At 31.6% G+C, this 23,517-nt stretch carries 24 protein-coding genes; 15 read left to right on the top strand and 9 right to left on the bottom strand.

Going from position 1 to position 23,517, the window contains the following annotated elements:
* Positions 1-22: 22 nt before the first annotated feature.
* From mvaD to B2217_RS13690, 3 genes are read right to left on the bottom strand one after another with little or no spacing between them, the layout of a single operon-like run.
* Positions 23-1,090, bottom strand: a complete 1,068-nt coding sequence (gene mvaD / locus B2217_RS13700; RefSeq protein ID WP_291122885.1) for a diphosphomevalonate decarboxylase — start codon at positions 1,088-1,090, stop codon at positions 23-25.
* A gap of 14 nt (positions 1,091-1,104) precedes the next feature.
* Entirely contained in the window at positions 1,105-2,106 is a 1,002-nt protein-coding gene (locus tag B2217_RS13695; protein ID WP_291122883.1) for an NAD-dependent epimerase/dehydratase family protein, read from the bottom strand.
* A 6-nt stretch (positions 2,107-2,112) separates the two neighbouring features.
* Positions 2,113-3,015, bottom strand: a complete 903-nt coding sequence (locus tag B2217_RS13690; protein ID WP_280050043.1) for a CorA family divalent cation transporter — start codon at positions 3,013-3,015, stop codon at positions 2,113-2,115.
* Between the two features lie 129 nt (positions 3,016-3,144).
* Here B2217_RS13690 and tyrS point away from each other — a divergent pair, with 129 nt between their 5' ends.
* The gene (gene tyrS, locus B2217_RS13685) at positions 3,145-4,440 is read left to right on the top strand and encodes a tyrosine--tRNA ligase (protein WP_125350013.1); all 1,296 of its coding nucleotides are present in this window, start codon (positions 3,145-3,147) and stop codon (positions 4,438-4,440) included.
* A 72-nt stretch (positions 4,441-4,512) separates the two neighbouring features.
* Here tyrS and B2217_RS13680 read toward each other — a convergent pair whose 3' ends face one another.
* A complete protein-coding gene (locus B2217_RS13680; RefSeq protein ID WP_280035376.1) occupies positions 4,513-5,487 on the bottom strand; it encodes a hypothetical protein in 975 nt (324 codons plus the stop codon).
* A 119-nt stretch (positions 5,488-5,606) separates the two neighbouring features.
* Positions 5,607-6,041 carry a hypothetical protein gene (locus B2217_RS13675; RefSeq protein WP_038336372.1) on the bottom strand — a complete coding sequence of 145 codons (435 nt, stop codon included), beginning with the start codon at positions 6,039-6,041 and terminating at the stop codon, positions 5,607-5,609.
* 90 nt (positions 6,042-6,131) lie between these two features.
* Here B2217_RS13675 and B2217_RS13670 point away from each other — a divergent pair, with 90 nt between their 5' ends.
* The 4 genes from B2217_RS13670 (at position 6,132) to B2217_RS13655 (ending at position 11,793) form a co-directional block, all read left to right on the top strand.
* The gene (locus tag B2217_RS13670) at positions 6,132-7,028 is read left to right on the top strand and encodes a glycerophosphodiester phosphodiesterase family protein (protein ID WP_291122881.1); all 897 of its coding nucleotides are present in this window, start codon (positions 6,132-6,134) and stop codon (positions 7,026-7,028) included.
* Positions 7,029-8,627 carry a bacillithiol biosynthesis cysteine-adding enzyme BshC gene (bshC, locus tag B2217_RS13665; protein WP_291122879.1) on the top strand — a complete coding sequence of 533 codons (1,599 nt, stop codon included), beginning with the start codon at positions 7,029-7,031 and terminating at the stop codon, positions 8,625-8,627.
* Positions 8,628-8,669: 42 nt separating this feature from the next.
* Positions 8,670-10,517, top strand: coding sequence for a LysM peptidoglycan-binding domain-containing protein (locus B2217_RS13660; protein WP_219033797.1), 1,848 nt, complete (start codon positions 8,670-8,672; stop codon positions 10,515-10,517).
* A gap of 115 nt (positions 10,518-10,632) precedes the next feature.
* Complete coding sequence (locus tag B2217_RS13655) at positions 10,633-11,793, top strand: dicarboxylate/amino acid:cation symporter (protein WP_180905371.1); 1,161 nt, start codon at positions 10,633-10,635, stop codon at positions 11,791-11,793.
* Positions 11,794-11,893: 100 nt separating this feature from the next.
* On the opposite strand, the gene B2217_RS13650 is transcribed toward B2217_RS13655, so the two are convergent.
* Positions 11,894-14,302: a TonB-dependent receptor gene (locus B2217_RS13650; protein WP_291122876.1), complete on the bottom strand. Its 2,409-nt coding sequence runs from the start codon at positions 14,300-14,302 to the stop codon at positions 11,894-11,896.
* A 300-nt stretch (positions 14,303-14,602) separates the two neighbouring features.
* Here B2217_RS13650 and B2217_RS13645 point away from each other — a divergent pair, with 300 nt between their 5' ends.
* The 7 genes from B2217_RS13645 to B2217_RS13615 all read left to right on the top strand — a co-directional run bounded on the left by B2217_RS13645 (position 14,603) and on the right by B2217_RS13615 (position 18,519).
* Positions 14,603-15,367, top strand: coding sequence for a Rossmann-like and DUF2520 domain-containing protein (locus tag B2217_RS13645; RefSeq protein ID WP_291122874.1), 765 nt, complete (start codon positions 14,603-14,605; stop codon positions 15,365-15,367).
* Positions 15,364-15,888 carry a KdsC family phosphatase gene (locus B2217_RS13640; protein ID WP_291122872.1) on the top strand — a complete coding sequence of 175 codons (525 nt, stop codon included), beginning with the start codon at positions 15,364-15,366 and terminating at the stop codon, positions 15,886-15,888. The genes B2217_RS13645 and B2217_RS13640 overlap by 4 nt, the downstream gene beginning before the upstream one ends.
* An 11-nt stretch (positions 15,889-15,899) precedes the next feature.
* The gene (locus tag B2217_RS13635) at positions 15,900-16,484 is read left to right on the top strand and encodes a Maf family nucleotide pyrophosphatase (protein WP_291122870.1); all 585 of its coding nucleotides are present in this window, start codon (positions 15,900-15,902) and stop codon (positions 16,482-16,484) included.
* 75 nt (positions 16,485-16,559) lie between these two features.
* Positions 16,560-17,126 carry a nicotinate (nicotinamide) nucleotide adenylyltransferase gene (gene nadD / locus B2217_RS13630; protein WP_286479261.1) on the top strand — a complete coding sequence of 189 codons (567 nt, stop codon included), beginning with the start codon at positions 16,560-16,562 and terminating at the stop codon, positions 17,124-17,126.
* 17 nt (positions 17,127-17,143) lie between these two features.
* Positions 17,144-17,641, top strand: a complete 498-nt coding sequence (locus B2217_RS13625) for a hypothetical protein (protein WP_291122868.1) — start codon at positions 17,144-17,146, stop codon at positions 17,639-17,641.
* Positions 17,616-18,059 carry a GNAT family N-acetyltransferase gene (locus tag B2217_RS13620; RefSeq protein WP_291122866.1) on the top strand — a complete coding sequence of 148 codons (444 nt, stop codon included), beginning with the start codon at positions 17,616-17,618 and terminating at the stop codon, positions 18,057-18,059. Before B2217_RS13625 ends, B2217_RS13620 begins: the two co-directional genes overlap by 26 nt.
* A 7-nt stretch (positions 18,060-18,066) precedes the next feature.
* The gene (locus B2217_RS13615; protein WP_291063597.1) at positions 18,067-18,519 is read left to right on the top strand and encodes a GNAT family N-acetyltransferase; all 453 of its coding nucleotides are present in this window, start codon (positions 18,067-18,069) and stop codon (positions 18,517-18,519) included.
* Here B2217_RS13615 and B2217_RS13610 read toward each other — a convergent pair.
* Genes B2217_RS13610 through pth form a run of 3 tightly spaced genes read right to left on the bottom strand, consistent with a single transcriptional unit; the run spans position 18,516 to position 19,715 of the window.
* The gene (locus B2217_RS13610; RefSeq protein WP_038336390.1) at positions 18,516-18,746 is read right to left on the bottom strand and encodes a DUF3820 family protein; all 231 of its coding nucleotides are present in this window, start codon (positions 18,744-18,746) and stop codon (positions 18,516-18,518) included. The two genes, B2217_RS13615 and B2217_RS13610, sit on opposite strands and share 4 nt — an antisense overlap.
* On the bottom strand, positions 18,746-19,159 hold the full coding sequence (locus B2217_RS13605) for a rhodanese-like domain-containing protein (protein WP_291122864.1): 414 nt from the start codon (positions 19,157-19,159) through the stop codon (positions 18,746-18,748). Before B2217_RS13605 ends, B2217_RS13610 begins: the two co-directional genes overlap by 1 nt.
* On the bottom strand, positions 19,149-19,715 hold the full coding sequence (gene pth, locus B2217_RS13600; RefSeq protein WP_038336392.1) for an aminoacyl-tRNA hydrolase: 567 nt from the start codon (positions 19,713-19,715) through the stop codon (positions 19,149-19,151). Before pth ends, B2217_RS13605 begins: the two co-directional genes overlap by 11 nt.
* Before the next feature lie 112 nt (positions 19,716-19,827).
* On the opposite strand from pth, the gene B2217_RS13595 reads away from it, so the two are divergent.
* The 3 genes from B2217_RS13595 (at position 19,828) to B2217_RS13585 (ending at position 23,511) form a co-directional block, all read left to right on the top strand.
* A complete protein-coding gene (locus tag B2217_RS13595) occupies positions 19,828-20,343 on the top strand; it encodes a TlpA family protein disulfide reductase (RefSeq protein WP_291122863.1) in 516 nt (171 codons plus the stop codon).
* 184 nt (positions 20,344-20,527) lie between these two features.
* Entirely contained in the window at positions 20,528-21,508 is a 981-nt protein-coding gene (gshB, locus tag B2217_RS13590) for a glutathione synthase (RefSeq protein WP_280061731.1), read from the top strand.
* The gene (locus tag B2217_RS13585) at positions 21,505-23,511 is read left to right on the top strand and encodes a flavohemoglobin expression-modulating QEGLA motif protein (protein WP_280045819.1); all 2,007 of its coding nucleotides are present in this window, start codon (positions 21,505-21,507) and stop codon (positions 23,509-23,511) included. The genes gshB and B2217_RS13585 overlap by 4 nt, the downstream gene beginning before the upstream one ends.
* The last annotated feature ends 6 nt before the right edge of the window (positions 23,512-23,517 follow it).

Genomic DNA, 23,517 nt, shown 5'->3' with positions numbered 1-23,517 from the left:
ACCTTTTTTGTTTTAGAAGTGATTAAAAACTCACTTTATCTTTTATATAATTTCCGTTTTGACAGAATTGTTTTAATTCATTTTCGATGAAGATTTCAATCGCTTCCGCATCTTGCTCAGGATACAATAAATGTACATTTGCACCAGCATCTAATGTAAAATACAAATGATTTCCAGTCTCACGACGGAATTCCCACAGTTTTTCTAAAGCCGCAACTGTATTTGGTTTCATCAAAATAAATGCAGGATTCGACATCATCATCATCGCGTGTAATGTCAAAGCTTCGTGTTCTACCAATTCTCCAAAAGCTTTGATATCACCAGATTTTAAAATTGGCAATAACGCCTTTAAGTTTTCGTTTGCTTCCACAAAACGACGTTCAGCATACGGATGTCCGTTCATCAAATTGTGACCAACAGTAGAAGAAACCGATTTTTGACCTTCGTGAATCAATAAAATGGTGTCGTGAAAAGTTTTGAAAACATCATGAATTTCGACATCTGGATATTTTGTTCCAAATAAATCTGAGCTTCCTTCGATAAAATCATTTTCTCCCCATTCAACTAAACCTTTGTAAACCGAACGACAAGCACTTCCAGAACCTAAACGTGCCAAGAAAGAAGCTTTTTTTAAGGCATCTTCTTCAGATAAATTAGCTCCTAAAATATTCTCAATTTGAACTAAACACAAAGCCATTGCCGACATTCCAGAAGCTGAAGAAGCAATTCCAGAACTATGTGGAAAAGAATTGTGTGTGCGAATTTCAAATTTGTATTGATTCAAAAATGGAATATATGCTGTAATTCTTTCAAAAAAAGTAATGATTTTTGGAGCAAAACTTTCTTTCAATTCACCTTCCAAATAAACTTCAACTTCGAAAGTATCCGACGTTTTTGGTGAAAATTTTAATTCAGTTTCTGTGTAGCTATTCGTTAATGTGTAGCTGATAGAGCTATTGGTAGGAATTTGATTTTTCTTTTTTCCCCAATATTTTACCAACGCAATATTTGATGGACTTTTAGCCGAAACGCTTCCTGATTTTAATTCCGAAGCAGTTATTGAAAGTGTTGAAATGAATTGTTGTTCCATAAAACAAAAGTAAACTATTTTGTAGAATTCAGCTTTTGAAAGCGTTTATAATGATAATCAATTGCTTCTTTGATTGGAATAAATTCGTATTGAAGCAAATTTTTAACTTTAGAATTGTCATATTTGGTATAAGTTGTCAACGAATAATAATTCGCTTTTGTCATATATTTTCCACCAAAAATTCGACTAAAAATAGATAGATTTTTAATGATTTTCAAGGTTGTATTCGAAACGTTTTTAACTGAACGTTTGCTATTGATCGAAACAAGATCAAATACTTCACGGTAACTTTTATTTTCAGAAATTACCACAAATTTTTGATTGTAAACTTGTTGATTAATTAATTCTAAAAAAATCTTCACCACATCGCGAACATCAACAAAACCAGTTCCGCCAGAAGGAGCATAATCGCTTTTTGACGAATTTTGTTGAAATAAACTTTCGCTTGCACGTTTTGTATCTAAAGTTCCGATGATTACGCCAGGATTAATAATAATGACTTTAATCCCTTCTTGTGAAGCACGCCAAACTTCCATTTCTGCTCTAAATTTTGAGATAGAATAAGAAGAATGCGTCAAGCCATTGTTCCAACCAGAGCGCTCATCAATCATTTTAGTTGCTGGATTCAAATCATCCATCGAAGCAATAGAACTAATGAAGAAAAATTCTTTCACGCCAGAATCAATCGCTTCATTTACTAAAGATTCAGTTCCTAAAATATTCGTATTGAAAATTTCTTCTTCTTGACGTTCATCAAATGAAACAAAGGCCGCAGCGTGATAAATTGTCTCGATTCCGTCTAATAAATTCGGAAGTTCAGTTACATCCAACAAATCACCATCAATCCAATGAATAAATTGATAAAATTGCGAAGCATTTTGTTCCGCGAAGAAATTTTGGATGGTTTCTGTGTTCGATGTTTTTCGTTTTAAAGCACGAATAGGTTGTTGCTTTTTTGCCAATTCTACCAACAAATGCGCGCCAACCAAACCTGTTCCTCCCGTTACGAAAATCATACTGAATTATAAATATTTTTTTTTCCTGAACCAAAAGTAAATAAAAATTACCACTAATAACATGACAAGTAAACAAATTGGATAGCCTAATTTGTAATTTAACTCGGGCATGAAATCGAAATTCATTCCATAAATTCCAGCGATAAAAGTTAAGGGTAAGAAAAATGCCGAAAAAACGGTAAGCGTTTGCATGATTTCGTTAGATTTCTGTCCATTTAAGGAAAGATAAATTGTTAACAAACTTTGTACGTCATCTACAATTTGTGAATGCAAGTGTAACATTTTTACGTTTTCTTCGTACAAATCCTGTGATGAACTTGTCTTTTTGTTATCCGCGCGATATTCTTTCAGAGCTTCAAGCGTATAATCTAATATTTTTTTGCAAGCTGTAGCTTCTCGTTTGATTTTATATAAGGTAGGAAGTTTAATTTTTCTAAAATCATCCGTAAAAATCAAATGCTCGAGTTGATTGACTTCTTCGTCCATTTGATATGCTGGTTCTTCATACGTTTTGATGGTTTCGGAAATAATACGATACAAAATTCCTTTGATAATGATTTTAGAAGGATCAGTATTAGCTAAATATTTTTTCTGAATTTTTTCAAAAATATCCGTTTCCTTTTGATGAACAGTCACAATAAAATCTGCTCCGATGTAAATACTGATTTTGTGACTAAATTCTCGAACAGTGTTTTTCAACATACGGTGTTCTTTATCAAAAAAACGAATTAACAAAAACGAAACTTTTGAATCATCTGATTCATATTTAGGTAAATGCCCCGGCTCCAAACTATCTTCAATCGTTAATTTCTGAAAACAATATTTTGTAGCAATTTCATTCAACTCAATTTTTGTAGGATTTTGTAAATTAATCCATTTGAATTTTTCGTTCTCGAAAAGTGTTTGCATGTATTCCTTTTATTCAAATTTTAAATAAATATATCAAATAAGTTTTATTTTGACAGATCATTTATAATCTACTGAAAAATCATAACTTTGTATCTTGTAAAAATTAGATAAAAAATATATTAAAATACTATGAATCCATTAATTGAAGAATTGACTTGGAGAGGACTGGTTCACAATATTATGCCAGGGACAGAAGAACAACTAAATAAAGAAATGACTTCTGGTTATGTAGGTTTCGATCCTACAGCAGATTCTCTTCACGTGGGAAGTTTGGTTCCTATTTTCTTATTGGTTCATTTGCAACGTCACGGACATCGTCCAATCGCCTTGGTTGGTGGTGCAACTGGTTTTATCGGTGATCCTACTGGTAAAGCGGCAGAGAGAAGTTTATTAGACGAAGAAACATTGAATAAATATGTTGCTGGAATTAAAGCACAATTGTCTCGTTTCTTAGATTTTGATACAAATAATGGAAATTCAGCTTTATTGGTGAATAACTATGATTGGATGAAAGATTTTTCATTCATCGATTTTGCGCGTAATGTAGGAAAACACATTACTGTAAATTATATGATGGCGAAAGATTCTGTAAAATCTAGACTTTCTTCTGAATCGAATGTCGGAATGTCTTTCACAGAATTTACATATCAATTGATTCAAGGATATGATTATTTACATTTGTACAAAGAATTAGGTGCAAAATTGCAAATGGGAGGTTCTGATCAATGGGGAAATATCACAACTGGAACAGAATTAATTCGTCGTACAGTACAAGGTGAAGCTTTTGCTTTTACTTGTCCATTAACAACTAAAGCTGACGGAACTAAATTTGGAAAATCAGAAGGTGGCGAAAATATTTGGTTAGATAAAAACCGTACTTCTCCTTATAAATTCTACCAATTTTGGTTAAATCAAGCGGATGCGGATGCAGAACGTTACATCAAAATTTATACTTTCTTAGAAAAAGAAGCGATTGATGATTTAATCGAGCGTCATCGTCAAGAGCCACATTTACGCGAATTACAACGTAAATTAGCAACTGAAATTACAATTTTAGTTCATGGTGTTGAAGAATTACGCAAAGCAGAAAAAGCATCTCAAGTTTTATTCGGAAAATCAACTTCAGAAGATTTGAAAGAATTAGATGGAGATACTTTCTTATCAGTTTTCGAAGGTGTACCTCAAGCAACAATTGCAAAAGCTGATATCGAAGCTGGTTTGGATATTGTAACTGCTTTGGCTGAAAAATCTGGTTTCTTAAAATCAAATTCAGAAGCGCGTCGCGAATTAAAAGCAAACGCAATTTCTGTAAACAAAGAAAAAGTAGCGGAAGAATTTGTATTAACAACAGAAAACTTAATCGCAGATAAATACGTTTTATTACAAAAAGGTAAAAAGAATTATTTCATCTTAATTGTTGAATAAAGAAATTCATTAAAATAAAAAATCTCTTCAATAATACTGAAGAGATTTTTTATGTATTTATAATTTTAATATTTATCGAAGTGTAATCACATTTTGACCAACTTTGTATCCATTTTGGTAAATATCGATTTTATATTCACCTTTTGGAAAGTCATAATCAACCCAGTCAAAATTAACTCTTGAACCAGACATATTATTGTAATTAACTTTTACACGATCAGAATATTCTACAGAAGATCCTGAACGTAAAGTTGTTTCACCAGCATCAGCACCTTTAAATTTTCCTATCTCGCCACTTGGTTTGTAAATAGAAACATACAATTCTTTGGTTTCTGAAGTCGCATTCAAGTTTTTATCCAAATCAAAAGATACTCTAACCTTATCAATTCTTCTTGCTCGCGTTGTTTCCACTTCTTTTCCGCTTGATTTTACTCGCAACCCTTTAATCGTATAATTTGAAATCGATAAAGTAGAATTTGTCTCTTTGATTAAATTCTGATGATTTTCTTTTTCAGTACTCAAATTTGATTCAACAGTTTTTTTCTGCTCATTTAAATGAGAATTTTCCGAAGTCAACTCTGTATTCTTATTTGTCAGCTTTTTATTTTCGTCTTTCAAGCGAACAATTTCTTCTTTATAAACTTTAATATCTGCTTGTAAAGAGGTTATCAAACGTTTAGCACGCTGCAATTCTCCACTTGTAATTCCTTCTTTATTTAAGATTGATTGAATCTCTTTTTGTTTCTCCAAAATCAATCGATCTTGATAACTTAAAGAAGAATCTTTTTTTACAACACGAGTTTTAGCATCATCAAAATCAGATCTAATAATACGTAATTCTTGTTTCAGAATTTCTCTTGATCGTTCCAAATCATTGATATCACTTTGCATTTCTATCGAAGATTTTGCATTTGCTTCTTTAGAATATACAATATACCCAATAGCTAATAACAAGGATACTGCTAAAACAGCAATAATAATATTCTTTACGAATTCATTTTTATGTTTAGGGTTTGTAGAGGGCTCGAGATCTTTGTATTCAGTCATTTTAATTATTTCGAGGAAAAATTATTAAATCAAAAATTAAACCAATTTTATAATAATCAATAACTAATGTTAAATTTAACATTTATAAATTGTAATAAAACTTGATAAATAAAGACTTTTTAATCGTTTGTCTCTTTTTTAATGTCTTCAGAAGCTTCGTCTAATTTATTTTCGGCTTTTGTTTTTAACTCATCAGCTTTTTCTTCCAATTCTGTTTTTTCTTCTTTAAAAGTTTCTTTCAAATCCGAAACTTTCTCTTTCACAAAAGCACTTGTTTCTTTCATTTGCTTTTCCGCAATATCTTTTACTTCGTTATAATCTTGTTTCGATCTTTCTTTAAAATCTCTAGCGGCTTCTTTCGATTGTTCTTTCAAATCACCCGAAGCATCTTTTATATTATTGATTGTTTTACGCGCAAAATCCGATGCGTCATCTGCAATCAATGTTCCTGCTTTTTTTACAGTTGCCGAAACATCGTCAAATTTATCTCCCGCAACATCAATCGCAGTTTCAGTTTTTCCTAAAATTCTTTTCAAAAAAGTTCTAAGTCCCATAATAATTTATTTTGTTGATTATTTTCAGTTTAAATTTACAGCTTCATTCGATAAGTTTGAATGAATTAATTTAATTTTTTATTTAAAAATATGAATTTCAACTATTTTAAACGATATTATTTCGGAATTTTAATATTCAGTTTACTTACTATTTTTAGTTGTAATCCGAAGAAAAATCAATCCGAAACACATCAAAATACTTCATCCGAAGAAATATCCTTCAAATATTCGACCAAAAATAAAAACTTTGTCAGCGCACATCGTGGCGGAAGTGGAATACATGGTTTTCCTGAAAATTGTGTCGAAACTTTTGAACATCTTTACCAAAAAGGAATTCAAATTTTTGAGATTGATGTTGCCGAAACAAAGGATAATCAACTTATTTTGATGCACGATAATTCGTTGCAACGAACAAGTACTGGGCGACAAGATGTCAATCAAGTTGACTTAAAAACCATTAAGGAATACTTTTTGGTAGATGATTTTGGACAACAAACGTCATACAAAATTCCAACTTTTGCAGAAGCGTTAAATTGGGGAAAAAGTAAACCAATTTATTTTATGGTTGACATCAAAAAAGGTGTTGATTATCGTGATATTGTGAAAACAATAGAACGAGCAAATATGCAAAAACAGGTAGTTTTGGTGACGTATACAGTTGGTCAAGCGAAAAAGTTGCATCAACTTGCGCCAGATATGTTATTGTCTGTTTCGATGCGAAACGAACGTGAATTTAATGAAATGATAAACAGTGGGATTCCGACTGACAAAATGGTTGCATTTACGGGAACTCGACGCAATGATGAATCATTTATAAATAAAATTCATGACAAGGATATTTTGGTCATTTTTGGAACGTTAGGAAACTTAGACAAAAGTGCTTCGGCGAGAAATGGACAACTTTACCGCGATTTAGAAAAAGATGGTGTCGACATTTTTGCAACGGACAGAGCAATGGATGTACATCAAACGATTAATAAAAATTAAATGGAAACAATATCACTTAAGGATTCAAATTATTTCTCAAAATTGATGCTAAATTATATCAATCAAGACGAGAATTTGAAAGACTTCTACAACCTATTTCCAACCAAAGAAAACTATATAAAACAAGCACAAAATAAACTTGGACATTATAAAAATAGAGCAATTCTTGTTGATCAAATTTCTAAACAATTGAGTCATTTAGATTTATCTGAAAAGCAACAAAATAATCTAAAAAAATTAAGAGAAAAGAATACAGTAACAATTACGACTGGACACCAGTTAAATTTATTTACAGGCCCAATCTTCTTTTTTTATAAAATTTTGCAAGTCATCAAAGCATGCGAGGAATTAAATAATGAACAAAGTGAAATCAATTTTGTTCCGATGTTTTGGATGGCGACAGAAGATCACGATTTCGAAGAAATTAATCATTTCAAATTTGGAGATCGAATTATTCATTGGGAAAAAGAATTTGGTGGACCAGTTGGTCGTTTATCAACAAACGGTTTACAAAAAGTTTTTGATTCATTTTTGTCATTAATTCCAAATGGAAAAAAGAAAACTGAATTGCAAAATTTGATTGAAGCATCTTATTTATCGAATGATAATTTGACAGACGCAACACGAAAATTGGTTCATTTATTATTCAAAGATCTTGGATTGTTGATGATTGATGGAGATGATAAAGAATTGAAAAAATTGATGATTCCAACTTTTGAAGAAGAATTAATTCAGTCAATATCGTTCAAAAAAGTAATACCTCACAATGAGAAATTAGAACAATTGGGGTATTCTATTCAAGTGAATCCTCGTGAGATAAATTTGTTTTATATCAATCAAAATAATTCGCGCGAACGTATTGTTGAACAAAATGGAACGTATTTTGTCAATAACACTTCAATCAAATTTTCGAAAGAAGAAATTATTGCCGATTTACATCAAAATCCAGATAAATTTAGCCCAAATGTGATTTTGAGACCATTGTACCAAGAAACAATTTTACCAAATGTTGCCTATGTTGGCGGCGGTGGCGAAATGGCTTATTGGTTACAACTGAAAGAAATGTTCAAACAATTTGAAGTTGATTTTCCACTTTTAGTTTTGAGAAATTCATTGTTAATCCGAACTGAAAAACAATACGAAAAACAACAAAAATTAGATCTATCAAACGAAGATTTATTTTCGAATAGTTTAGCAATCACAAAAAAACGTTCGATAAATTCATCAGAAATTGCTCCAAAACTTCCTGAATTGGAAGAAGAATTAAAAAGCATTTTTGAACGTTTGGAACATTTGAGTTCGTTAACAGAATCTTCTTTTGCCGATATGATACAAGCGCAGCGCACAAAACAGTTGAAAGGTTTTGAGAAAATAAAACAACGTTTGGTGCATGCAGAAGTGAAAAAAAATGAAGATTTATTGAAGAGAATCGAGCAATTATTAAATGATCTTTCTCAACAAAATGGTTTGCAAGAACGTGTGAAAAATTTTGCTGATTTTGATTACATTAATATTCAGTATTTCATTGATTTTATTGAAGATAGTCTTCGACCTTTTGAATTTGAGTTCATCATAAATACATTGAAAGAGGAACTCTAAACAAAACATAATTTGTATATTTGACCACGAAAATTCATCTAAATGAAAAAAATATTAGCTTTATTGTTATTTGTTGGTGCATCAGCACTTTATGCTCAACAAAAAACGCATACAGTTCAAGCAAAAGAAACCGTTTACGGAATTTCGAAGCAATATGGTGTTTCGCAAGAAGAATTGTATAAAGCCAATCCTAAAATTGAAAAAAATGGGATTCATCCAGGTGATTTGATTGTGATTCCAGGTAAAGGAACTACGACAACCAAACCAACTGAAACCAATACACAAACGACTACGTCAAACGTAAAAATTTCGGACGATAATTATCAATATATTACAATTGAGCCGAAAGAAACGGTTTACAATTTGACAAAAAAATATAAAATTTCGGAAGAAACATTGAACTCATTAAACCCTCAAATCAAAGAAAGAGGTTTAGAAATTGGTGACGTAATCAAGCTTCCAAAAGATGTGACAAATAAAGTTTTTTCTGTTCCAAAAGGAACGCATTTAATCAAAAAAGGAGAAACTTTATACACTTTAGCAAAACAGTATAATGTAAGTGTTGACGATTTATATGCAGAAAATCCAGCTTTACAAACAGGTGTAAAAGAAGGAATGGTGATAACGATTCCTAAAAAATCTGGTTCTGTTGTAATCGAAGAAAACACGATCAACTATGTTGTTCAGAATGGAGATTCGGCTTACGGAATTTTAGAAAAATACAACACGAATTTAGATGAGTTATTGCGTTTAAATCCTGATTTAATCAATGGTTTAAAAGCTGGAATGACACTTAAAATTCCATTGCAAAAAAATGCTAAAATCATCAAATACGGAACTGCAGGAAAGTTGAAACGTGCTAATGACAATGAAATTAATGTTGCTATTATGCTACCTTTTGATGTTGCAAATAATCCGCAATTAAAAAATTCGCAAGCAATGCAATTTTTTACTGGAGCTAAATTAGCGTTGACTCATTTGGCGAAAAAAGGTAAAAATGTAAATGTGAAAGTGATCGATACGAAAAACGGAAACTTGCAAGATATTTTATCAACAACAGATTTTAGTAAAACGGATGCTGTTATCGGCCCGTTGAACACGTCTGATATTACAGAAGTTGCCAACTTCTTCAGTAATTCTGGTATCGCTGTGATTTCGCCTTATGCAAATGACGATTCGTTAAATTCTTTCAATGATTTATTGATTTCTAATCCAAAAGATGAAGTAATTGCAGATCAAATCATCGAAGAAATTGGGAAAAACTTTGCTGGAGAACAAGTTTATTTATTAACAAATCGTGACGATCAAGAGTTAGCAAGTTATACGAAAAAACAATTAGAAAAACAGTTGAAAGCAAATGTTGTGATTGTAGATAGTGTTGCAAAAATTGTTCAACCACACGATAAAGTTAACGGTGAAGATTATTATACGCCAATTATTACGGTTTTAGTTGGTGATGATGATAATTTGGGAAAACAATATTTAGAAAAATTAAAAACATTTAACAAAGACAATATCAAAGCTTACGGAATAAAATCGGTTTCGGTTTATGATGTTTATAACGCAGATAATGCAAAAAATATCGATGCATTCCGCGAATTTGGTTTTTTGTTTAGTACTGCGCGTTTAATCAATACAAGAGATACGGAAGTGCAAAGTGTGATCAAAGATTTCAAAGAAGTTTATTGTGAATTTCCGACGCGTTACGAGCAATTAGGTTACGATGTAACGTATGATATTGTGGACAGAATGAATAATAAAGGTGATGTTACCAACAATATTACGACAGAAAACACACGTTTGGCGTCAAAATTTGCTTACAAAAAAATAAGCGGAAGTAAAGCTTATACGAACGATGCGAGCCGAATTGTACGTTTACCTAAAAAATAATTTTATCAAAAATTATATACCAAAAAGCGATGCTAAATTTTAGTATCGCTTTTTTCTTTTTATCAACATTTAGAATTAAAACCTTGTATTGAACGGATTTTTTCTAAATTTGACTATGCACAAACTTAAAGACAATTTACTCGTAAAAGTTATTCTTGCCATTGTACTCGGAATTTCACTCGGCGGAATAATACCAGAAGCTATTGGTCGTATTTTTATGACTTTCAATGATTTTTTTAGCGAATTACTTAACTTTTTGATTCCATTAATCATTGTTGGATTAATTGTTCCATCAATTGGAAGATTAGGACAAACAGCCGGAAAATTATTATTAGCAACCGTTTTAATTGCTTACGGATCAACCATTTTTTCAGGATTATTAGGTTACTCAGCGAGTATGTCTATCTTTCCACAATTATTAGAACATCAAACTGGTCAAATTAATTTAGCCGAAAAAGCAAAAGAATTTACACCATACTTTTCGATAGAATTTCCTCCGTTATTTGATGTAATGCCAGCTTTGGTATTTTCATTTCTTTTCGGAATTGGATTATCACGATTGAAAGATTCGACTTTTGGGAAATTTGCAGATGATTTTGAAGAAATTATTACGTATTTAATTCAAAATTTAATCATTCCATTATTACCAATTTTCATTTTCGGAATCTTCTTGAACATGTCATATTCAGGACAAGTGGTAACAATTATGAATGTATTTTTGAAAATAATTGGTGTAATTTTCGTGCTACATGTTTTCTTATTAGTGCTTCAATTTACAATTGCAGGAATTATTGCGAAAAAGAATCCATTTAGCATGATGAAATTGATGTTACCAGCCTATTTCACAGCATTAGGAACACAATCTTCAGCGGCTACAATTCCTGTAACAATTGCGCAAGTAAAGAAAATTGGAGTTCGAGATGAAATTGCCAATTTCGCTGTGCCGTTGTGTGCAACAATTCATTTATCTGGTTCGATGTTAAAAATCGTTTGTTGTTGTTTAGCATTGATGTTAATACAAGGTATGGAAATTGATTTTGTTCAATTTTTAGGATTTATGATGATGCTTGGAATTGCGATGGTTGCAGCACCTGGAGTTCCTGGTGGAGCGATTATGGCAGCGATTGGTATTATTGCTTCGATGTTAGGATTTAATGCAGAAAATCAAGCGTTGATGATTGCACTTTATATCGCAATGGATAGTTTCGGGACAGCAGGAAATGTGACTGGAGATGGTGCTATTGCTGTAACATTGAATAAATTATTCAAGAAATAAGTTCAATAAAAAATAACCCAATAAAAAAGAGTTCCAAAAAATATTGGAACTCTTTTTAGTTTTAAGAATATTTAAATAAATGAAGAATGTTCTTTATTTATTAGAAACCAACTCCTCCTGATTGCTCAGATTTGTTTTGTTGAGCTTCTGCACGATTTCGTACTTTTCCACCGAAATTATACGTAAATCCGATGTTCATTGTATGTGCTTCCCAACGGAATTTTCCTGTTGCTCTATCTGGATTATACATTTCTAAACGTCCATAAAATGTTCTAAAAATATCACTTACACGTGCACTCAAACTTGCTTTTCCACCCATAAATGTGTAACGCGCTCCTAAATCCATACGCCACATATCGCGCATTTCTCCTTGGATAAATTTGTATTTACCTTGATACATAAAGAAATGTTGTAAACTGATAGCTTTCGAAACTTTGAATGTATTGTTCATGCGAGCTGTTAAACGATTTGCATCAATTTCGACAAAGTAAGGAACTTTAACTCCATTTTCTTCTTTCTCTTGTTGAACAACCATTGTATTATGCGTATAATCTCCACTGATATTAGATGACCACCATTTTGTTGGCACAAGGTTAAATGCTAATTCAAAACCATATGCATCTACTTTATCGTAGTTTAGGTAATTCTGAATATATGCTCCATAAACTTCTTCATTTCGTAAAACATTTCTGAAGATATTATCTTTGACATGTCTGTAAAACACATTCGCAGAAATAGAATTTTTACCAATTCGTTGTAAATACCCTACTTCGAAATTATCTGTATATTCTGGCTTTAAATAAGGATTTCCGATACTTGACATCATTGGTGTAGACCATTCTGGTACTGGAGATAATTGCCCAATTCCTGGACGGTCAATACGGCGGCTATAATTTAATGACACTTGACCTTTTTCGGTAACATCATATGTTAAAAAAGCTGATGGAAAGAAATCTAATTTATCTTGTTCTATTTTTCCTTCTTCATTTACATTAACAACGAAATCACCTTTATCTTTAAACTGTTCTGCACGTAAACCTAATTGCATTCCAAACTTCCCGAATTTCTGACCATAATTTACATATGCAGAAAAGAAATCTCTTGTGAAGTTGAAGTCTGTACTTGGATTGTATATTTCACCTTTTACAATTATTCTTCGGTCAGTTAATAAAATATTATCATTATCTTCTCTTCTAAATTGTAATCCAGCCTCTATTTTTCCACCATCTTTGATTTGGTTTGTATAATCTAAATTAACACGAATGTTATTTGTTCTGTCATCACGATCTTCATAATACTTTACTTCTTCTGGATAAAAATTATGCATGTTTCGTAAATCTACACTTTTAGCTCTCGAGTAAAATGCGTCTAAAACAATGTTGTGATCTACTTTGTCAAAATCACGTTTGAAATTCAAACTATAATCTTGACTTCTCCAATCTCCATCAAAATTTGAATTATTAGGATAAAACTCTTGCGTTTTGGTATTCACCATATCCGATCCAATCAGTCCTGTTCCTTTTCCAAACCATTGATTTGTATAAACCGTTAAAGCTGTCTTGTCGTTGATAAACCAGTCGAAACCAATTTTACCTGCTTGGCTTTCATCGTTGTTTAAAATATCAATTGCACTTTTGAAATTTGTGTCAAAATTATTTAAAGAACCATGAAATTCACTCGGACGCTTATTGTAACTATAATTTCCAAAAAAGTTGAAAGAACCTGTATTTACATTTGCTGTTAACGAATTATTGAAACGACTTTTCTTTCCTTGCTCATAACCTGTACTCAACGCAACATTGTATCCTTTTTTCTTTCCTTTTACCAAAACAATATTGATGATTCCAGAATTTCCATCCGCTTCATATTTTGCTGAAGGATTGGTAATAATTTCAATTCGTTGAATTTGATTCGAAGGAATTTGCTTTAACAATTGCGCTGCTGACTGAGAAGAAGGTTTGCCATCTACAAAAACTTTTACATTCTCGTTTCCTCTTAATGACAATGCTCCTGTTTGTTGATCCACATTTACAGACGGAATATTATTCAGAACAGAAGCAGCATCAGATCCAGCAGATACCAAATCGTTCCCAACTTCAACAATACGTTTATCAATTTCATTACGATATTGTGAAGTTTGCGCACGAACAAATGCACCTTTCAGTTCTACGGTTTCCGCTTTTTCTACTTGTAAAATGATGTTACCTAAATTTAATTCACCTCCTTTTACCTCTGCAGTTGTTACAGATTGTTGATAACCAAATTCTGTAATCACCAAACGATAATTTCCGTCTTCCAAATCTGGAATCTCAAATGTTCCGTCTTCATTTGCATACACTTCATCGAATAATTCTTTTGAATCTGCCTTATAAATCTGAATCGCAGCCATACCAACCGCCTCATTTTTTGCATTTTCAATCTTTCCTTTCATAGGATGTTGTTCCTGTGAGAATCCGTAAATAGAGCAAACGGAGAAAAGAATAGCTAAAGTAAATTTGTTTAATCTCATAGTTAATATTTTTTTAATAGTACTATGTTTTACATAATACATAGTAAGAGTTGTCCGTACTTTTTCCTAATTAGACGATCTAAAAAATGTTTTGTTACAAAATATTTAAACTTTTTTTAATTTTTCAAGTACTATGTTTTGCATAATACGTAAACCTAATCGTTGGATGATTTTACTAATAAGACGCAACAACTTTCAAAATGTTACAAGAATTTTTAATTTTTTTTAAAAATTTTTTTCCTCGACTGAAAAACTTACATTTATCATTCAATTAATATTAATCAAAAAATTGCTAAAACATTGAGTTCAATTGTCATATTAGGTGCGGGAAATGTTGCGTTTCACTTAACTCGTGCATTAATCGAAAACACTTGCAATGTTCGACAAATTTTCAATAGAACATTAGAACACGCTAGAGAAATCGGAGAAGCAAATAGAATTTCGTATACCGATAAAATTTCTGAAATAGAGAAAGCAGACATTTATATTATTGCGAGTGCCGATTCTGGAATCGAAGAGTTTTCTCATTATATTCCGTATGATGATGTTTTGGTCGTTCATACTTCTGGTTCGTCTCCAATGTCTGTTCTGAAAGGCGATTACCGAAAAGGCGTTTTTTATCCATTGCAAACTTTTTCGAAAGAAAGAACAATGCGATATGATAATATTCCGTTTTTTATCGAAGCCGAAAATCCTGAGGATTTAAAGACGTTGAATGATTTAGGAAATCGTATTTCAAACGAAGTTCACGAACTTAATTTTGCAAGTAGAATGCAAGTGCATATGACAGGTGTTTGGGCAAATAATTTTGTCAATCATTTATATTATATCGCTGGAAATATTTGTGAGCAAAACAATGTTCCGTTCGATGTTTTGTTGCCTCTTATACAGGAAACAGCAAATAAAGTGATTGAAATGAGTCCAAAAGATGCACAAACTGGTCCAGCAAAACGTGGAGATCAAGTGATTATTGATCGTCATTTAGAGGCCTTACAAGATGATTCGAGATTATTGCAGATTTACCAAATATTGACAGATTCAATCAAACGAGTTTACGAAAAATGATAAGTTATAAAGAAAAACTAAATAACATTAAAACCGTTATTTTAGATGTAGATGGAGTTTTGACAGATGGAAATTTAATTTTATTACCAACTGGCGAAATGGTGAGAACAATGAATACGCGCGATGGTTATGCGATGCAATTAGCCATCAAACAAGGAATACGAATTGCGGTGATTACGGGCGGAAGAGATGAAGCTGTTGTGAATCGTTTAAAATATTTAGGCTTAACAGATATTTACGTGAACAAACGTGATAAAGTAGAAGCTTTTGAAGATTTACTTTTTTCTTATGGATTAGATCCTGATGAAATTGCGTATATGGGCGATGATTATCCAGATTTAGCTGTGATGAATTTAGTAGGATTGTCAGCTTGTCCAAACGATGCGTGTATGGATGTACGCAAAGCGTCGGAATATATTTCACCAGAAAATGGAGGAAAAGGATGTGTTCGTGATTTATTAGAACAAATCTTGAAAGTTCAAAACAAATGGTATAATGTAGAGGAAATTGCTTCTGTATAAAAGAATTTTAAATGTTATTAACAGAAAAATTAAAAGATACCAATATTATTTTGGCATCACAATCGCCAAGAAGAAAAGAACTTTTAGCTGGATTAGGATTACAATTTTCGACAATTTCATTGGATATTGACGAAACATTTGATCGCAACGAATTCAAGAAAGAACAAATCACCGAATATCTTTCCGCTAAAAAAGCAAAAGCTTATACGGATATTCAACCAAATGATTTGATTATTACGTCGGATACAACTGTTTGGGTGGATGATGAATCGTTAGAAAAAGCTTCGAATAGAGAGGAAGCGTACGAAATGATTAAAAAATTAAGCGGAAAAACACATTCTGTTTATACATCGGTTACGATTCGTTCTGTAGAAAAAGAAGTTACTTTTTCGGACGAAACGCAAGTTACTTTCGCAGATTTAACGGACGAAGAAATATATTTCTATATCGATAATTACAAACCTTTTGATAAAGCCGGTGCTTACGGCGTTCAGGAATGGATTGGTTACATTGGTGTTGACAATATGAACGGAAGTTATTTCAATGTAATGGGACTTCCTACGCATAAGCTATATAAAGAATTAGTAAAATTCTAAACATATCATCCAGCTTCGGCTGGATTTTTTTATTCTACAATTATCGTATTTTTGTTTTTCTAAAAAATCAATTTTATGAAGGTCGGTTTATATTTTGGATCATTCAATCCTATTCATGTCGGACATTTAATTATTGCCAATCATTTTCAACAATTCACCGATTTGGATCAGGTTTGGTTTGTGGTTTCGCCTCAAAATCCGTTAAAGAAAAAAAGTTCTTTGGCAAATGAATATGATCGATTAGAAATGGTAGAATTAGCGATAAAAGATTATCCTAATCTTCGTGCATCTAACATCGAATTTACGTTACCCAAACCGTCGTATACAATTGATACGTTAATTCATCTAAACGAAAAATTTCCTGAGCATGACTTTGCGTTGATTATGGGTTCTGATAATTTGGATGGAATTTCGAAATGGAAAAATGCAGAGATCTTAATGCGTGATTATCAATTGTATGTTTATCCGCGTCCTGGTTATTCGCAAGAAGAAAATTTCGATAATGTCGAAATGGTTGAAGCGCCTTTGATGGAAATTTCTTCTACATTTATTCGAAATGCTATAAAAGATGGAAAAAATATAAAACCCATGTTACCTCCAAAAGTTTGGGAATATTTGGATGGAAGTAATTTATATGGATAATTTTTTAATTTAATAATTTGAGTATTTCTGCTTTAAAAAAATGGATAGCCTTTTCTATTCTTCCAATAGTATTAATTTTTTTAATAATTAATTCTATCATAGATATAAATACTTCTGAAAGCAATTTAATTAAAGGAAAAGTATCAGAAATTGGTTTATCTGAAAGTATATATAGACAAAAAAGTCTTCGAAATCTTTCTAATAAAAAGATGGTGTTTTTTCTAAAATTGGAAAATGATTCAAATAAATATTCGTATTCAATCAAAAAACACCTTATAACTCAAAAAATTAAAAAAGGAGATTATGTAAACATTTATTATGAAAAACCTCAAAAATATCAAAATACAATTTCTATCATTCAATTAGAAAAAGGCAAAAATATTTTAATATCAAAATCTGAATTTAATCAAACAAAATATTTCTTAATTACAGTTTTCTCCACTTCTCTAATCTTATATACACTAATAATTTATCGTAAACTAAAAAATCATGACAAAACAAGCTACTATAAATAATTTAGAAGAATTAGTTCCTTTATTTGACGCGTATCGTCAATTTTATGATAAAAAATCTGATGTAAAAGCAGCAGAAAAATTTTTAGAAGCCAGAATTATAAATGATGAATCGGTTATCTTTTTAGCCTATAATAAAGATGAAAAAGCAGTTGGTTTCGTACAATTGTTTCCTTCATTTTCATCTACACGAATGAAACGTTTCTGGATTTTGAATGATTTATTTGTTTCTCCAGAATTTCGCGGACAAGGTTTTTCGAGAGAATTGATAGAAGAAGCAAAAAATTTGTGTCATAAAACAGATGCTTGCGCGATGCTGTTAGAAACCAGTGTTACAAATGATATTGGAAATTCATTGTATCCAAGTGCTGGATTTCAATTGCGTGATGATGCAAATTTTTATGAATGGGAAACTAAATAAAAGAATTATGCTAAAAGTTATTTCAGTAAGAGAGGAAAAAGATTATTTAAAGCAAGCAATTGCTTTTTTACAAGAAAGTTGGAGTGAAGTTTCTCCAATTATTTACGAAGATTGTATCACACATGCTGTTCATGCTGAGAATCCTTTGCCGCAGTGGTATTTATTGTTAAAAGAAAATGAAATTATTGGATGTGCAGGATTAATTACAAACGATTTTATCAGTAGAATGGATCTTTATCCATGGATTTGCGCAATTTATATTAATGAAGAAGAAAGAGGTAATAATTATGCGTCTCTTTTAATTGATAAAGCTAAAGAAGACACTAAAAAGTTTGGATTCAATTATTTAAACCTTTGCACAGATCATGTAGGATATTACGAAAAGTTAGGTTTTGAATATATTGGACAAGGCTATCATCCGTGGGAAGAAGAATCGAGAATCTATCAAATAGAAGTTTAACCAAATTGACGTTTCAATTCGTAGATAATATCTTCTAAACCATTTAATTTTATTTCGTAAACGGTAGATAATAAAATGCCTAATTTTCCTTTAGGAAAACCACCTTTACCAACAAACCATTCCAAATAAGAAACAGGTAAATCGCACAACAATCGCCCTTCGTATTTACCGAAAGGCATTTTTGTTGTGACAATTTCTTTTAATATTTCGGGACGAAATCCTTCCATTATTTTGCTACAGTTCCTTTGTACGTCGACATTCCATCTTTGAAATTCTTCGCATTTTTGAAACCTTTTTCTTGCATTTTTTCTGTTGCTAATTTTGCTCTAACACCAGATTTGCAATAAATAAAATAATTCTTTTTTGTATCTAATTTCTGAATTTCTTCTTCGAAATTTGGATTTTTCACATCAATGTTTACCGCTCCAGGAACATGACCTTCAGCAAATTCTTCAGGTGTACGAACGTCTAACAAAACATTCTTTTTGTTCTTGAAATTGATTTCATTTACATTGTCTAACGTCGAAGTTACTTCTTCTATTTTCGCTTCTTTTCCTTCTGAACTTGACGAATTGCTTGCACAAGAACCTAAAAAAAGTGTTCCTGCAATCATTGCAATTCCTAAAATTTTATTTACCATTATATTGATTCATTGTATTCCCTAATCCTTGAAAAATAAACGACAAAACTGCATCAGCAGCCAAATTTAATCGTTCATTCATTTTTTCATTTTCTTCTGCCGACCAATCGCCTAATACATAATCCACTTGTTTTCCTTCTGAAAACTCGTTTCCTACTCCAAAGCGTAATCGCGCATAATTTTGTCCGCCAACTTTATTCTGAATATCCTTCAAACCATTGTGTCCACCATCACTACCTTTTCCACGCATACGAATTGTTCCGAAAGGCAAGTTCAAATCATCTGTAATGACAAAAATATTTTCTAACGAAATATTTTCTTTTTTCATCCAAAAACGAACCGCATCTCCACTCAAATTCATGTATGTATTTGGTTTTAACAACGTAACTGGACGTGCTTTATATTTAAATTGTGCAACTTCACCAAAATTTGATGGCGAAAATTTAGCATCAACTTTTTTAGCAACTTCTTCAACAACCTTGAAGCCAATATTATGACGAGTATTTTCGTATTGAGCACCAATATTACCAAGCCCAATAATCAGATATTTTTGCATGAAACAAAATTACATCTTTTTGCAATGATTCGAAATAAATATTTAACTTCGCTTTAAAATCTACTAAATTGGTATAGATTTTGAAAATACAAGAAATCGATAAAAATTTATCATGAACAAAATAATTAGCGTTTTTATATTATTTATTGGAATGAATGCGTTTGCGCAAAATATTCCGTCGGTAATGAAAACTGAATTTCCCGCTGCTGCTTTGCAAGATAGTGTAGTTGATTTGGATGGAAATTCGGCAACCATAGAAAAAGTTTTTTCGAATTATAAAGGAAAAATTGTTCTATTAGATTTATGGGCAACTTGGTGTGGAGATTGTATCAAAAACATGCCTGCTTTGAAATCGTTGCACGAAAAAAATCCTGACGTAACCTTTGTTTACCTTTCAATGGACAAGAATGAGGAAGCTTGGAAAAATGGTATTGAAAAATATCAAATTGAGGGTCAACACTTTTACTTAGGAAACAACTGGAAAGGCAATTTTGGCACAGGGATTGATTTAAATTGGATACCGAGATATTTGGTTCTTGATCAGAATGGAAAAATTGCAGATTACTACAGCGTAAAAGCTGATGATCCTAAAGTTCAAGAAACAATTGATCGTTTAAGAAATAAATAGTTTATAGTTTACCAACCAAATGGTGATTGAAATTGAAAAATCAATCACCATTTTCTTTTATTAATCACTAGAAATCAATATCTTTCATAGAATAAAAATAAATATTCTATAATTTTTTATAGATCATTTTTTGTATCAAACTTTTAGTTATTATTGCATTGATTTTAATACCCTTTTTATTTATATGAAAATATGCTTCGTAATGTATCCTTGGGACAAGGTTGAACCAGGAAAAGACACCACTATGCGAATTATTAAAGAATGCGTAGATCGTGGATTTGAAGTATCCTATTTAACAAAAAAAGATATCTCTATTGCCAAGGGCAAAGTTGTAGGAAACTGCAAAAAGATGATAACTACAGAAACAAATGATTGTGTTGAATTTTATCACACCATGAAATTTGAAAGTAGTATAAAAGATTTGACCGAATTTGACATAATTTTTATGAGAGCCGATCCACCAATTGATCCGCTTTTGTTGAATATGTTAGAATTAATTGAAGAAAAAGTTTTCTTCGTTAACAAAATTTCGGGATTACGTAAAGCAAATAACAAAATATACGCCGCTTCTTTTGATGATGGTCAAGAAACAATTGTTCCTCAAACGCTTATTACAAAAGACATCGATTTGATAAAATCGTTTGTAGAGGAAAATAATTTCGAGAAATTTATCATCAAACCATTAGACGGAATGGGAGGTAAAGGTGTTATACTTTTCGAACGAAAAAATATTGGTAACTTAAGCTCGATTTGCGATTTTTATATCAATCATACCGGAAATTCTCAGCCTATTATTTGTCAAAATTATATAGAAGGTGCAGAAAAAGGTGATGTTCGCGCCATTGTGATTAATGGTGAACCGATTGGTGCAATTATGCGTGTTCCTGCAGAAGGCGATCACCGTTCTAATATTTCGGCTGGTGGTTCTGCGATTAGACATGACATGAGCGAACATGAGTTAGAATTGTGCCGTAAAATAGGAAAACAATTAAATGAAGATGGAATTTATTTTTGCGGAATCGATTTGATTAACGGGAAAATGGTTGAGCTAAATGTCGTAAGTCCTGGAGGAATTGTTCCTCACAATAATGTAAACAATAACAACGAAATTCAGAAACAAATCGTATCGATGTTATTGGAGAAATATAAAGAATTTAAAGCATGAAATCCATAAGTATACAGCAAATTTTAGATAATATTGAGAACGAAATTGTATTTGAAGCTTATGCAGAAGACGAATCATTCAAAATAAAAATCGACGAATACATTCCTTACGTTTGTGCTGCCATTCATGATGGTGGACAAATGCGCGAAGATATTCGCGAAAAATGTTTATTAAGCAATTATGAACGTTGGTACGAGGAAGATCCGCATACAGCTGAGTTTGTAGAAACTTTTCCAATCTTAATTCAAGGTTGTGATTCTCGATTTGAATACGATCTAAATCGTGGTCCAGAAACTGCTGTGTACGAAGAAGCTTGGGGAAAACAGGTTTGGAAAGAGCCTTTGTCGGTTTCTCAAAAACAAAAAAGTATTGCAAAACATCATGCTTTTTATGAGGTTTTGGAAGCTTTAATCAACAAGCTTGAAACTAAATTTAAGTCGTGTTTGGTTTATGATATTCACTCGTACAATTGGAAACGTTGGGATCGTCCGGTTCCAGTGTTCAACATTGGTGCGGAGCGAGTTGATAACGAACGTTACGGAAATTATGTAGAAAGTTGGCGCGATGAATTAGCGAATATTGAGTTAGAAAATATTCACAATTATTCAGCGATTAACGATGTATTTTATGGACGCGGATATTTGTTAGAATTTGTTACAAATCGATTCAAAAATACATTGGTTTTAGCGACAGAAGTTTCAAAAATTTATTGCGATGAATTGACAGGAGAATCTTTTCCAGAGATTATTAACCAAATAAAAGAAGGTTTTAAATCGGCGATTCTTAACCACGCTTACGAGTTTGTAAAAACGGAAACGACGTACAAAGTAGGTTCTAAGCAAGTGAATATTTTGCACAATGAATTAGAATCTGATTTGGTCAAAATTGATAAACAATTGTATCAATTGGTTCAAAATTTTGAGTTGTTGAGTGTCATCAATCCGATTAATTTAGAATTTGAAAAGAAGAAATTCTTAGCTTCAAAATATACATACGAACCACAATTTAAATACAATCCGCTTAACATTGATCCATTCGAATTTAAACGAAAATTATCGAATATTAAAGTCGAGAAAATCAATGATATTAGTATTCAAAATATGTATGTTAACACGATTAACGCTTATTTTGACAAGGTAGATTTGTTGGCGAATCTTGGTACGGATAAATTTTTGTACAATTCGTTGCGTTATTTTGGCGAACCATCTAAAAAAGATATCGAAAATGCGAACTTTATCCTTTATTGTCCTGAGTTTAGAATGGATAAACAAGGCAATTATACAGAGGAAGAAGTGGTTGATCTTTTTAGAAATGCTACAAATGATTATGGTTTCAAATTTGACATCGAAGTTTCAGATGATATCGCTTCAAAAGCGCTTGTGATCAATAGTAAGAGAAAAGTTGTGATTAAACGTGGCGTTAAATTTGACAAACGTTTTACAAATGGTTTAATCGAGCACGAAATTGGAGTTCACATGGTAACAACGATGAATGCATTGGATCAACCATTAAAAATCTTCAGTATTGGTTTACCTGTGAATACGTTGACGCAAGAAGGTTTAGCGATTTTAAGCGAATATTACTCTGATTCTATTAATCATAGCCGATTAAGAGAACTTGGTTTACGCGTTATGGCGGTACATATGTTGACAAATGGAAAATCGTTCAATGAAACATTTATGACGTTGATGGAAGAATATAAAATGCAACCTGAAGACGCATTTTATCTGACAACTCGCGTTTATCGTGGTGGTGGTTTTACAAAAGATGCACTTTACTTGAAAGGTTTGAAAACAATTTTGAATTATGTTGATCAAGGACGATCTTTGGATAATTTATTGATTGGAAAAACTTCAGTTGAATACATTGATACAATTGATGAATTAGTTGAGCGTAAAATGATTAACAAACCGAAATATCATACCAAAATTTTCAAAAAACATCTTGAAAATCCAGAAATCAATCCGATTTTACAATATATTTTTAATGGAATAAAAGACTAAAAGTAA

Source organism: Empedobacter sp. UBA7620 (assembly GCF_002484185.1).
In the GTDB taxonomy this organism is placed as follows: domain Bacteria; phylum Bacteroidota; class Bacteroidia; order Flavobacteriales; family Weeksellaceae; genus Empedobacter; species Empedobacter falsenii_C.
This window is presented reverse-complemented; position numbering and strand designations above follow the sequence as displayed.